Origin of the sequence: Nocardioides marmorisolisilvae (assembly GCF_003725775.1) — a bacterium.
GTDB lineage: Bacteria > Actinomycetota > Actinomycetes > Propionibacteriales > Nocardioidaceae > Marmoricola > Marmoricola marmorisolisilvae.
The window spans coordinates 418,940-430,120 of the sequence record NZ_RJSG01000003.1; the positions used below are offsets into that span (position 1 = coordinate 418,940).

At 70.3% G+C, this 11,181-nt stretch carries 13 protein-coding genes and 1 tRNA gene; 2 read left to right on the plus strand and 12 right to left on the minus strand.

From position 1 onward, the window contains the following. Positions 1-79: 79 nt before the first annotated feature. The 10 genes from EFL95_RS17465 to EFL95_RS17510 all read right to left on the minus strand — a co-directional run bounded on the left by EFL95_RS17465 (position 80) and on the right by EFL95_RS17510 (position 8,220). A complete protein-coding gene (locus EFL95_RS17465) occupies positions 80-1,396 on the minus strand; it encodes a magnesium transporter (protein ID WP_123235366.1) in 1,317 nt (438 codons plus the stop codon). Further along, positions 1,393-1,605, minus strand: coding sequence for a hypothetical protein (locus EFL95_RS17470; RefSeq protein ID WP_123235367.1), 213 nt, complete (start codon positions 1,603-1,605; stop codon positions 1,393-1,395). Before EFL95_RS17470 ends, EFL95_RS17465 begins: the two co-directional genes overlap by 4 nt. Positions 1,606-1,713: 108 nt before the next feature. Further along, a complete protein-coding gene (locus tag EFL95_RS17475; RefSeq protein WP_246005020.1) occupies positions 1,714-2,226 on the minus strand; it encodes a cysteine dioxygenase in 513 nt (170 codons plus the stop codon). Then, positions 2,223-3,194 (minus strand): amidohydrolase family protein, encoded by a 972-nt coding sequence (locus tag EFL95_RS17480; RefSeq protein WP_123235368.1) that lies wholly within the window; start codon positions 3,192-3,194, stop codon positions 2,223-2,225. The genes EFL95_RS17475 and EFL95_RS17480 overlap by 4 nt, the downstream gene beginning before the upstream one ends. 64 nt (positions 3,195-3,258) lie before the next feature. Beyond that, positions 3,259-3,882 carry an FMN-binding negative transcriptional regulator gene (locus EFL95_RS17485; RefSeq protein WP_123235369.1) on the minus strand — a complete coding sequence of 208 codons (624 nt, stop codon included), beginning with the start codon at positions 3,880-3,882 and terminating at the stop codon, positions 3,259-3,261. A 20-nt stretch (positions 3,883-3,902) separates the two neighbouring features. Further along, the gene (pntB, locus tag EFL95_RS17490) at positions 3,903-5,324 is read right to left on the minus strand and encodes a Re/Si-specific NAD(P)(+) transhydrogenase subunit beta (protein WP_123235370.1); all 1,422 of its coding nucleotides are present in this window, start codon (positions 5,322-5,324) and stop codon (positions 3,903-3,905) included. A gap of 3 nt (positions 5,325-5,327) precedes the next feature. Beyond that, on the minus strand, positions 5,328-6,863 hold the full coding sequence (locus tag EFL95_RS17495; protein ID WP_123235371.1) for a Re/Si-specific NAD(P)(+) transhydrogenase subunit alpha: 1,536 nt from the start codon (positions 6,861-6,863) through the stop codon (positions 5,328-5,330). 190 nt (positions 6,864-7,053) lie between these two features. Beyond that, positions 7,054-7,140, minus strand: a tRNA-Ser gene (locus EFL95_RS17500). A gap of 134 nt (positions 7,141-7,274) precedes the next feature. After that, positions 7,275-7,709, minus strand: a complete 435-nt coding sequence (locus EFL95_RS17505; protein ID WP_123235414.1) for a nucleoside deaminase — start codon at positions 7,707-7,709, stop codon at positions 7,275-7,277. A gap of 22 nt (positions 7,710-7,731) precedes the next feature. After that, complete coding sequence (locus EFL95_RS17510; RefSeq protein ID WP_123235372.1) at positions 7,732-8,220, minus strand: tRNA adenosine deaminase-associated protein; 489 nt, start codon at positions 8,218-8,220, stop codon at positions 7,732-7,734. Between the two features lie 97 nt (positions 8,221-8,317). On the opposite strand from EFL95_RS17510, the gene upp reads away from it, so the two are divergent. Beyond that, a complete protein-coding gene (upp, locus tag EFL95_RS17515; protein WP_123235373.1) occupies positions 8,318-8,956 on the plus strand; it encodes a uracil phosphoribosyltransferase in 639 nt (212 codons plus the stop codon). A gap of 74 nt (positions 8,957-9,030) precedes the next feature. After that, the gene (locus EFL95_RS17520; RefSeq protein WP_123235374.1) at positions 9,031-9,825 is read left to right on the plus strand and encodes an SIMPL domain-containing protein; all 795 of its coding nucleotides are present in this window, start codon (positions 9,031-9,033) and stop codon (positions 9,823-9,825) included. Between the two features lie 4 nt (positions 9,826-9,829). Here the strand turns inward: EFL95_RS17520 and EFL95_RS19655 are convergent, their stop codons facing one another. Both EFL95_RS19655 and EFL95_RS17525 read right to left on the minus strand, forming a co-directional pair. Then, positions 9,830-10,006 (minus strand): hypothetical protein, encoded by a 177-nt coding sequence (locus EFL95_RS19655; RefSeq protein WP_183407242.1) that lies wholly within the window; start codon positions 10,004-10,006, stop codon positions 9,830-9,832. A gap of 55 nt (positions 10,007-10,061) precedes the next feature. Further along, positions 10,062-11,181 (minus strand): NAD(P) transhydrogenase subunit alpha (locus EFL95_RS17525; protein WP_246005021.1); only part of this gene is annotated, 1,120 nt, incomplete at its 5' end.

Sequence of the window (11,181 nt, forward strand, 5' to 3'; positions counted from 1 at the left end):
CACAGGTCGATGACAGCACCGACTGTGCCATTGGTCAATGGTTTCGACGGCGTTTCTTGTGACTTCGTGTCACGGATACTTACGGCTTGCCGGTCAGCAGTGCCGTCGCCGCCGGGCCGAGCTCCCCGGCGTCCGCAGCCGCTCGGATCCTGGCCTGGTGCGCGGGTGCCAGACCGTCGAACCGGCTGAAGAGCCGCGCTTGGGCCTCGGGGCCGACCTCCTCGAAGGCCTGCTGGGCGGAGTCCCAGTCCTCGCCCTCGGCGATCTCGCCGAGCAGCGCGTCGACGACCTCGTCCGGGATGTCGTCGATGACGTCGACGAACTTCACCATCTCCGCGACCTGCTTGCGGGCGAAGAGCACCCGGGCGACCTCGGCGACCGTGGCCGGCGGCACCACGCGCAGGATCGGGCCCATCCGCGACGGGTCCAGGCCGACGGCGAGGTCAGCCATCTCCCCGGGATCGAGCTCGGCGGCTATCGCCTCGACCTGGCCCTCGGGCAGCTCCTCGATCACGTGGTCGAGGTTGTCGTTCCACTCCAGCAACGGCACCACCGCGAGCAGGTCGTGCGGGGTTGCCACCTCGAACGCGGCGTGCAGCATCTCGGGGGTCACCACCCCGACGAACCGCGCCATCCCGGCGTACTCGCCGCGCTCGAAGAGCGCCTTCGCGATCCCGGCGACCACCTCGGCGGGGACCGCTGCGACGATCGGGCCCATCCGGCTGGGGTCGAGCGCCATCGCGAGGTCGGCGAGCTCGACAGGGGTCAGGGACGTCGCGATCTGGGTGACCTTGTGGTGCGGCAGGTCCGCCACCACCACGTCGAGGTTGTCGTTCCACTCCAGCAGCGGCACCACCGCGAGCAGGTCGTGCGGGGTGGCCACCTCGAACGCTGCCATCAGCGCATCGGTGGTGACCGTGCCCACGAACTCGGCCATGGCGGCGTACTCCTGGCGCCCGAAGAGCTCCTTGGCCACCTTGCCGATCGGTTCCGGCGGGAGCTTCTGCACGACCGGCTTCGAACGCACCGGGTCCAGGGCGAGCGCGATCTCGGCGAGGTACGTCACCGAGACGCGGCCGATCAGGTCGCGCGCCTTGGCCGGATCGAGCATCTCCGAGACACGCGCCGCCATCACCGGCGGGAGGAACTTCTCGGCGAGAACTCCTGCGAGCGGTCCGGGGATGGTCTTCGACAGGGCGGCGACCCGGGCGAACTGCCGCTGCGCGTCCCCGAACAGCCGTTTGCTGATCTGGTCGTGCAGGGTCCGCAGGTCTGCGTCCGGGACGCCGTCGAGTCCCGTCACCTCGGAAGGGTCCAGGTGCAGCAGTCGCGCGATCCGGCCGATCTGCGGACTGACCGCGTGGCTCGGGACCGGCGCTTTCGGGGTCGGGCTCACCCGAGCAGCGCCTTGCGGACGATGCCGCGGACAGCGAACGGGACCCCGTCGATCGCGACCTTGACCGACTTCTCCAGGTCCGCGTCCTGGCGGGCCTTCGCCGCATCGATCTGCTCGGCCAGCCGGGTCAGGGTCGCGGCGGGCAGCGTGGCGACCGCCTCCGGCGGAGCGGCCCCCAGCGCTTTCGTGAGCTCGTCCTTGGCAGTCACGCAGGGCAGCGTTGCCGAGACGACCTCGGACGTCAATCACCCGAACAGCGCCCGGACGTGCGTGGACCCCCGGACGAGTGGGGGGAGTCCGGGGGTCCACGGGTGCGGTCAGTCTGCGTCGAGCGGTCTCAGCTCGTCGGCGTACGAGAGCGAGACCCGACGCAGGACGCCGGCGTCGTTGACGGCGTACTGACCCATCCGCCACAGGGGCGGCGAGTAGGCGTGCACGGAGACCGACCCCTGCACGGCTCCGTTCAGACGGTGGATGTGGTCGGGACCGAACGAGAACACCTCACCCGCGCCGTACCGGACCTCGCGAGCACCGTCCTGCAGGGTCAGGTTGCTCTCGACCAGGGCACCCTCGACGACCACGACCGCGCCGGCGGAGACGTCGTGGTCGTGCCAGCCGGTGTCGTTCTCCGGCGTCCAGCACAGCAGCCAGATGTCCACGTGCGAGTCGCGGTGCAGCGAGACGTAGACCCGGTCCTCGGAGTCGAACGCGACCAGGTGCTGCCACGACTCGGGGTCCGCCGCGATCGTGCGCACCAGGTCGGCGAGCTCGCCCAGGTTGAGGTCCCGACCGGGCAGCTGCAGCCCGGTCGGCTCCAGCACGGCGGTCACGACGCCACTGCCCAGGTCTGGTCGTACGCCGGCGTCGGGGCCAGCAGCGCCCTCGGATTGCGCACCCGCACGGCGTGCGTGGCCGCCAGTCCCAGGAAGTCCGCGATCGGCTCCCCGTACGGGCGGTCGCTCCCGAGCACCAGCGCGTCGATCCCGAGCACGCGGACCAGGGCGTCCAGGGCCCGCGGTCCGTAGCAGGAGGTGTCGACGTAGACGTTCGGATCGACCGGACGGTCGGTCCCGCCGCGGAGCACGTGCCGTTCCTGGTGCACCGGGGCCAGGCCCGCACCGGCTGCGAAGACCAGGCGCAGGTCCGGGAAGAGGTCCCGGCCGCCGAAGGCCTGCCAGCCCCACCAGGCCGCGCTCATCTGGGCGACGTACCCGACGACCGGGTGCCACCAGCCCGGGACCGCGCCGCGAAGCGGCCGCGCCCGCTCGGCCCCGGGGTGGACCAGGACCGGCTTGCCGGCGACCTCGGCGGCGACCAGCAGGGCCGAGACCCGCTCCCACGACGCCGGCGACAGCACGCTCGTCGCCGGCAGCTGGAGGCCGACGAACCGGTCCTGGGCGAGCAGCGCGTGCACGGCCGGGAGGTCCGGCTCCTGGGTCGGGACCGAGGCCCAGGCCCGGAAGTGCTCCGGGAGCTCGGCGACGCCGCGGTGCCAGGCGTCGATCAGCAGGCTCGCCTGGGGTCGCGGCAGGTCCTCGATGCCCAGCGGGGCGGAGAGGCTGAGGCAGGACGCCCCGACCTCTGCTTCGTGGTCAGCGGCGATGCGCCGCTGGACGTCGTGTGCCTGCGGGTCGACCTCGTACGGCGCTTCGGCTGCGGTGTGCAGCGTCCAGCCGCGGAGGTAGGGGAACTGCGTGCGTGCGCGCAGGCGGTCGACGAACTCCGGCGTCCAGAGGTGCTGGTGGATGTCGATCGCTGCGTGCTTCGGCGCGGTCTCCTGGGGTGCTTCCTGGGGCATCTGACTCAACCTCCTCTCATTCTGTAGTAAGTCACTAGACTTTATCACAGGAGAGGGAGGCCGATCAGGTGAGCCCGCTCCGCATCTGCCCCGCCACGACGCCGTCCTCGGGGCTCCCGGTCGAGCCGAGCCCGGCGACGACGCCGCGGCGGTCCTCCTCCGAGCGGTTCTGGCTCAGCTTCGCCTTGCCCTCGACCTTCTCGACGACCAGCTCCACCCCCACGATGCCCCGCAGCTGACCGTCGATGTACGCCGCGGGGGCGTCGGTGACGTGCCAGCGCTCGTCGCGTCCGGTCTCGTGGTGGTCGGTCAGCGTGGTCACGGCGCCGCGCAACCACGCGACGTCGTCGTGGATTCGGAGCCGTCCGGTCAGGTGCACCGAGGAGTAGTTCCAGGTCGGCACGACCCGGCCGTGCTCGGCCTTCGTCGCGTACCAGGCGGGCGAGACGTAGGCCTGGGCGCCGCTGCAGACCAGCAGGGCAGGCGCGTCCGGCTCGATCGTCGTCCACTGCGGGTTGGCGCGCGCGAAGTGCGCGATCACCCGGTCGCCCTCCCAGACCACGGGCAGCAGAGTGGCCGACGGGTAACCGTCCGGGCCGGTGGTGATCAGCTCACCGGCCCCGAGCTCCGCGACCATCGCGCGGAGCTCGGTCTCGTCCTCGACCGCGTTGAACCTGGGTACGTACACCGCCCCAGGTTAGGGCCAGGTCACTGCGGCAGGTGCCGCACGATCTCCTCGACCTTGTCCTTCGCGTCGCCGAACAGCATCTGGCTGTTCTCCTTGAAGAACAGCGGGTTCTGCACCCCGGCATACCCGGTGGCCATCGAGCGCTTGAAGACGATGACGTCCTTGGCGTTCCAGACCTCGAGGACCGGCATGCCCGCGATCGGGCTGCCCGGCTCCTCCAGCGCAGCCGGGTTCACGGTGTCGTTGGCACCGATCACCAGGACCACGTCGGTCTCCGGGAAGTCGTCGTTGATCTCGTCCATCTCCAGGACGATGTCGTACGGCACCCGCGCCTCGGCGAGCAGCACGTTCATGTGGCCGGGCAGGCGACCCGCGACCGGGTGGATGCCGAAGCGGACGTCGACGCCCTTGGCGCGCAGCTTCGAGGTCATGTCGGCGACCGCGTGCTGGGCCTGGGCCGTCGCCATGCCGTAGCCGGGGGTGATCACCACCGAGCTGGCGTTGGCCAGCAGGTCTGCGGCCGCATCGGCCTGGATCTCGCGGTGCTCGCCGTAGTCCTTCGCATCGCCGGCGGGCGCCTCGATGCCGAAACCACCGGCGATCACGGAGATGAACGAGCGGTTCATGGCCTTGCACATGATGTAGGACAGGTACGCACCGGAGGAGCCGACGAGGGCGCCGGTCACGATGAGCAGGTCGTTGTTCAGCAGGAAGCCCGACGCCGCTGCGGCCCAGCCGGAGTAGCTGTTGAGCATCGAGACCACGACCGGCATGTCGCCGCCGCCGATGGAGGCGACCAGGTGCCAGCCGAGCGCCAGCGCAAGCACGGTCAGCACCATCAGCACGACGTCCTGGCCGGTGCCGCCGTCGCCGGAGACGTAGACGACGGTGAGGATCGCGAACAGCGCCAGCGAGCCGAGGTTGATGACGTTCTTGCCCGGCAGCATCAGCGGGTCGGACTTCATCCGGGCCGAGAGCTTGAGGTTCGCCACGATCGAGCCGGTGAAGGTGACCGCACCGATGAAGATGCCGATCGCGACCTCGGCCTCGTGGATGTTGTTCAGGCTGGCGAGGCTGTACTGCGAGCCCTCCAGGTTCCCGTTCCAGCCGATCAGCACCGCGGCCAGACCGACGAACGAGTGCAGGGCCGCGATGAGCTCGGGCATGCCGGTCATCTCGACGATCTTCGCCCGCCACAGCCCGATCACCGCACCGATCGCGATGGCGATCAGCATCAGCACGACCGAGGAGGTCTTGCCGTGGTCGATGATCAGCGCGACGGTCGCGACCAGGGACGCGCCCATGCCGACCATGCCGTAGGTCAGGCCGTTCTTGGCCGACTCGTGCTTGGAGAGGCCGGCCAGGGCGAGGATGAACAGCAGCGACGCGACGATGTACGCCGCGGTGCTGATCGAGGCGATGTCGATGCTCAGGACGGTCATGGCTCAGGCCCCCTTGTTGAACATGCCGAGCATGCGACGGGTGACCGCGAAGCCACCGAAGATGTTGATCGACGCGAGCAGGATCGCGATGGTCGCCAGGACCTGGATCTTGGTCTCGTCGCTGTTCACCTGGAGCAGGGCGCCGACGACCACGACCCCGGAGATCGCGTTGGTCACCGACATCAGCGGCGTGTGCAGCGCGTGCGCCACCTTGCCGATCACGTAGTAGCCGATCACGATCGAGAGCATCAGCACCGTGAAGTGCGTCCGCAGCTCGTCGGTCGGGGCGGCCGCGTTGATCAGCCCGAACAGCGCGATCGCACCCAGCACGAGGGCGGTCTTGGCCCGCGCGGTCAGCTGCGGCTTCGGCTCCTTCGGCTCGACCGCAGCAGCGGCCTCCACCTTCGGAGCGGCCGAGACCTGGACCGCCGGTGGCGGCCACATCGACTCACCACCCGTGGCGACGGTGATGCCGCGGACGATCACGTCGTCCAGGTCGAGGACGAGCTGGCCGTCCTTCTCCGGCGTCATCAGCTTGAGCAGGTTGACGATGTTGGTGCCGTAGAGCTGCGAGGTCTGCGCGGGCAGGCGACCGGCCAGGTCGGTGTAACCGATGATCGTCACGCCGTTCTGCGTGGTGATCACCTGGTCGGTGCGGGTCAGCTCGGTGTTGCCGCCGTTGGCCGCGGCCATGTCGATGATCACCGAACCGGTGCGCATCCCGGCGATCGTCTCGGCGGTGATCAGCTTGGGTGCCGGGCGTCCGGGGATCAGCGCGGTGGTGATGACGATGTCGGCGTTGCGCGCCTCCTCGTCGTACATCACCGCGGTGGCGGCCTCCTGCTCGGCGGTCATCTCCTTGGCGTACCCGTCGGACGACACCTCGGACTCCATGTCCACGGTGACGAACTGCGCGCCCATCGACTCGACCTGCTCGGCGACCTCGGGCCGCACGTCGAAGGCGCGGACGACCGCACCCATCGAGCCCGCAGCGCCCAGGGCGGCCAGACCGGCGACACCCGCACCGACCACGAAGACCTTGGCCGGCGGGACCTTGCCCGCAGCGGTGACCTGACCGGTGAACTGGCGGCCGAAGGCGTGCGCGCCCTCGATCACAGCCCGGTAGCCGGCGACGTTGGCCATCGAGGACAGCACGTCCATCGACTGGGCCCGGGAGATGCGCGGCACCGCGTCCATCGCCAGCGCGGTCACGCCGGACGCGACGAGCGCCTCGACGAGCTCGGGCGAGCGCATGGGCGCCATCAGCGAGATGAGGGTGGTGCCCGGCCGCACGCGGGCGAGCTCCTCGTCCGTGGGCGCGTTGACCTTCACGACGATGTCGCTGGACCACACGTCCTCGGCGGTGCCGACGGTGACCTCGGCGTCGGTGAACGCGGAGTCGGGCTGGTCGGCCGCCTCGCCGGCGCCGGACTCGACGACGACGTCGTACCCGAGCTTCTGCAGCTGTCCTGCGGTCGCGGCCGTCGCGGCGACGAGGGTCTCGCCGCTCTTCGACTCGCGGGGGATTCCGATTCGCACGGAGGTCTCCTTAGGTGCTGGTTCCCGACGCCGAGAGGTGAGCGGCGGTCAGGTGCTGCGAAGACTATTGCCTGCCAGGAGCCGTTCAGTCGCGTATCGAGGGGTGAGCGATCCCGCACCGCGCGGGGGACGTGGCGCACAACACGGCAGAAAACCCCGCCCGGGAGGCCCGGACGGGGTTTCACTGCGGCGGTGACGGAGGGATTTGAACCCTCGGTGGGCTTGCACCCACAAACGCTTTCGAGGCGTTCTCCTTAGGCCGCTCGGACACGTCACCGCCGAAGAGGCTACCGGAGCGAGGGCGTGCGGCTGAAATCGGTCCGCCCCCGCGACCGGCCGACCCGAAACACGCAGTTCCGACCCGAAGCATCGGGTCGTTCTGCCGGTTTCACGTCCTGCCTAGGGAATCCGTCAGCCGCGGTGCTCGGCGAAGAAGGCGTCCAGCAGGGCGGTCGACTCCGTGGCGAGCACCCCGCCGACCACCTCGGGCCGGTGGTTGAGCCGGCGGTCGCGGACGACGTCCCAGAGGCTGCCGACGGCGCCGGCCTTCTCGTCGTACGCGCCGAAGACGACCCGCCCGACGCGGGCCAGCACGGCTGCGCCCGCGCACATCGTGCAGGGCTCCAGGGTGACCACCAGCGTGCAGCCCTCGAGCCGCCACTCGCCCCGGTTCCGGGCCGCTTCCCGCAGGGCCACGACCTCGGCGTGGCCGGTCGGGTCGGCGTCGCGCTCGCGGACGTTGACCCCGGTGCCGATCACCGCACCCGTGGCATCCAGCACCACCGCACCGATCGGGACGTCCCCGCTCGCGGCGGCACCCGCGGCGTGCTCCAGCGCCTGCCGCATGGCGGCGTCCCAGGTACCCACGTCAGTCGTCGAGGTACTCGTCGAACTCGTCCCCGAACCCGACGGCGTCGGCGATCTCGGCCAGCACCTCTTCCGGGTCGAGGTCCAGGTCGTCGAGCAGCTCGGACATGTCGGTGGCGCTCAGCCCCAGGTCCGCGAGGATGTCGAGCGCGCCGGCCGGGGCCTCCTCGTCCTCGTCGATCTCGACGTGCACACCGAGGTGGTCGACGACCGAGCGTGCGAGCGTCCACTCGGGAGCGGCGGTCGCGTCGGAGAGCAGCACCCGCACCAGGGTGCCCTGCGCGCGGACCAGGATCACGAAGTCCTCGTCGATGGCGATCAGCGCCAGCGCCCCGTTGTCGCCGGGGTAGCGGCGCAGCTCGTGCGCGATCGCGTCGACGTCGTCGAGGGCGTGGGTCGGCAGCTCGGCGAGGTTCCAGGTGCCCTCGTCACGGTAGGCGGCGACAGCGACGTCGATCGCGTCGATCTCCGCGTCGGACAGGTCCGACATGCCGCTCACCTCCGCTCACCGGTGCGAATTCCCTTCTGATGGTGGCAGAACACCGCCCGGGACGCGAGGACGGCGACGACTGCGTAACCTTCCCTTCATGCGCCTGCTCGTTGTCGATCACCCGCTGGTCTCCCACAAGCTGACGACCCTGCGCGACGAGCGGACGCCGTCGCCCGAGTTCCGCCGGCTGACCGAGGAGCTGGTCACCCTGCTGGCCTACGAGGCCACCCGCGAGGTCCGGGTCGACCCGGTCACCGTGCAGACCCCGGTCGCGGAGGCGCACGGCGTCGCCCTGCGGCCCAAGCCGCTGGTGGTGCCGATCCTGCGCGCCGGCCTCGGCATGCTCGAGGGCCTGATGCGGCTGATGCCCACCGCCGAGGTCGGCTTCCTCGGGATGGTCCGCAACGAGGAGACCCTGGAGGCCTCCACGTACGCCGAGCGCCTGCCGGCCGACCTGTCCGGGCGCCAGTGCTACGTGCTCGACCCGATGCTGGCCACCGGAGGAACCCTGGCCGCGGCGCTGGACTTCCTGGTCGACCGGGGCGCCGACCACATCACCGCGATCTGCCTGCTGGCCGCCCCCGAAGGCATCGCCAACCTCGAGGCCGGGGTCGCGCACCTGGACATCCCGATCACCGTGGTGACCGCGGCGCTCGACGAGAAGCTCAACGAGAAGGGCTACATCGTCCCGGGCCTGGGCGACGCCGGCGACCGGCTGTACGGGCTCGCCCACTAACGCATAAGCGGGAACCCCCGGGCACGTCCTCGCGTCTGACCTCGCAGCAACTCCCAGACGCAAGGAGCTCCGGCATGCCCGAGAACAACGCCCTCCGATCGAACCAGCTGATCACGATCGCCGTCCTGGTGATCGCGCTGGCGGCGGTCTTCTTCGTCGGCAGGAGCCTGGGCGAGGACAACGGCTCCGACGACAGCGAGGCCACACCCGCTGCCTCGACCACCGAGACCTTCGGGGTGGTGACGGGCGGTGAGGCCACCATCAGCGGTACGCCGGACCAGCTGACCTTCAGCGCCACGGTGCACAACAAGGCCGGTTCCAACGGAGCCGCACTGACGATGACCAACAAGGATGTCCGCGCGATCATCGACGCCGCCCAGAAGCACGGGGTCGCCACCCGGGACATCCAGACGCGCAGCGTGTCCGTGCAGCCGGACTACGACTACTCCGCCGGATCCCAGCGCATCACTGGCTACACCGCGACCGAGCGGGTGAGCATCAAGGTCCGCAAGCTCGGGAAGGCGGGCACGGTGATCGGCGCCGTCACCACTGCCGCTGGCAACGCGGTCAGCGTCGGCAGCATCTCGTTCTCGATCAGCAACCGCGACGACCTCGTTGCCCAGGCCCGCACCAACGCGGTGAAGAAGTCGAAGGCGGCAGCGGAGGCCCTGGCCAAGGCGGCGGGCCGCGACGTGGGCGAGCTCGAGTACGTCGAGGAGGTGACACCCCAGGACGTCTACGCCTATCCCCAGGCAGCCAAGCTGCTGAATGCCGATGCGCTGTTCCGGGGCTCCTACTCGACCCCGATCCGGCCCGGCAAGCAGCAGGTCAGCGTCACTGTGAAGGTGCGCTGGTCGATCGCGCGCTAGCGGATCAGTAGGTGTTGAAGATCTCGATGTGACCGGTCGCGGTCGCGACCATCACCAGCACCACGATCAGCGCGAGGATCACGTAGCCACTCTCGCGGTCCTGACGGTCGCGGTCGCGTTCGGGCATCGAGTACCGCATGCCGTCGTCGGGCGACATCTTGAACTCGTCGATGCGTGCCATGGCTGTACCTCCGAGTTCCACGGTACGCCCGGATCCGGGGAAAAGTAAACAGTGTTTATCTGGCGATGACCGCGCCACCGTGGGTGACCAGCGCCCCGGCCACGATCTCGTCGTCCAGGTCGGGTGCGAGCTGCCCGTGCCGGGTCATCAGGCCGACCAGGCTGAGCACGTTCTGGGCGTACAGCTCGGAGGCCGGACCAGGCATCTGCGCGGGCACGTTCTCGCCACCCCAGAGCTGGACTCCCGCGACGCTGACGAGCTTCCCGGGCACCGACCCCTCCACGTTGCCGCCCACGTCGGCGACCAGGTCCACCACCACCGACCCCGGTCGCATCGCGGCGACCATCTCGGTGCTGACCAAGATCGGCGCCTGCCGCCCCGGCACTGCTGCGGTGGTGATCAGTGCGTCCGCCTCGGCGACGTACGGGGCCAGACGCTCGCGCTGCTGCTCCGCGCGTTCCGGCGTCATGGTCCGGGCGTACCCGGCCGCACCGTCGAGCGGCTCCAGGCCGAGGTCGAGGAAGGTCGCGCCCAGCGAGCTGATCTCCTCGGCCGACGACGCACGGACGTCGTAGGCCCGCACCACCGCGCCGAGCCGACGGACGGTCGCGATCGCCTGGAGACCGGCGACACCGGCACCGAGCACGAGGACCTGCGCCGGCTGCACGGTGCCTGCCGCGGTCATGCTGAGCGGGAAGAACCGACGCAGCAGTCCGGCGGCGACCACGGCGCCCCGGTACCCGGCGACGAGCGCCTGCGAGGTGAGCGCGTCCATCGACTGGGCCCGGGAGATCCGCGGCACCTGCTCCATCGAGAAGGCGGTGATGCCGGACGCGGCGAGCGCCTCCACGACTCCGCGGTCGGCGCTGGGGTCCAGGAACGAGATCTGGGCAGCGCCGCGGCGCAGCGCGCGGATGCCGTCGAGGTCCAGCGGCCGCACGCCGACGACGAGGTCTGCCTGGCTCACGGCTGCCGGGTCGACCAGCGCCCCGGCCTCCTCGTAGGCAGCATCCGTGAACCCGGCCCGGTCACCGGCGCCGGGCTCGACGAGGACCTCCCAGCCGAGCGCCGCCAATCTGCCGACCAGGGCGGGCACGATCGCGACACGGGTCTCCCCCGGTTGGTTCTCGCGAGCGACGACGAGCTTCATCGTCAGCCGGTACCAGCTCCGACGA

What these genes read in the sequence shown, in the direction of transcription:
- EFL95_RS17510 (WP_123235372.1), bottom strand. Translation starts at nt 8,220, where the DNA reads ATGTCGGACCTGTCCGACGCGGAGATCGACGCGATCGACGTCGCTGTC.
- EFL95_RS17480 (WP_123235368.1), bottom strand. Translation starts at nt 3,194, where the DNA reads ATGCCCCAGGAAGCACCCCAGGAGACCGCGCCGAAGCACGCAGCGATC.
- EFL95_RS17505 (WP_123235414.1), bottom strand. Translation starts at nt 7,709, where the DNA reads ATGCGGCAGGCGCTGGAGCACGCCGCGGGTGCCGCCGCGAGCGGGGAC.
- EFL95_RS17520 (WP_123235374.1), top strand. Translation starts at nt 9,031, where the DNA reads ATGCCCGAGAACAACGCCCTCCGATCGAACCAGCTGATCACGATCGCC.
- pntB (WP_123235370.1), bottom strand. Translation starts at nt 5,324, where the DNA reads ATGACCGTCCTGAGCATCGACATCGCCTCGATCAGCACCGCGGCGTAC.
- EFL95_RS19655 (WP_183407242.1), bottom strand. Translation starts at nt 10,006, where the DNA reads ATGGCACGCATCGACGAGTTCAAGATGTCGCCCGACGACGGCATGCGG.
- upp (WP_123235373.1), top strand. Translation starts at nt 8,318, where the DNA reads ATGCGCCTGCTCGTTGTCGATCACCCGCTGGTCTCCCACAAGCTGACG.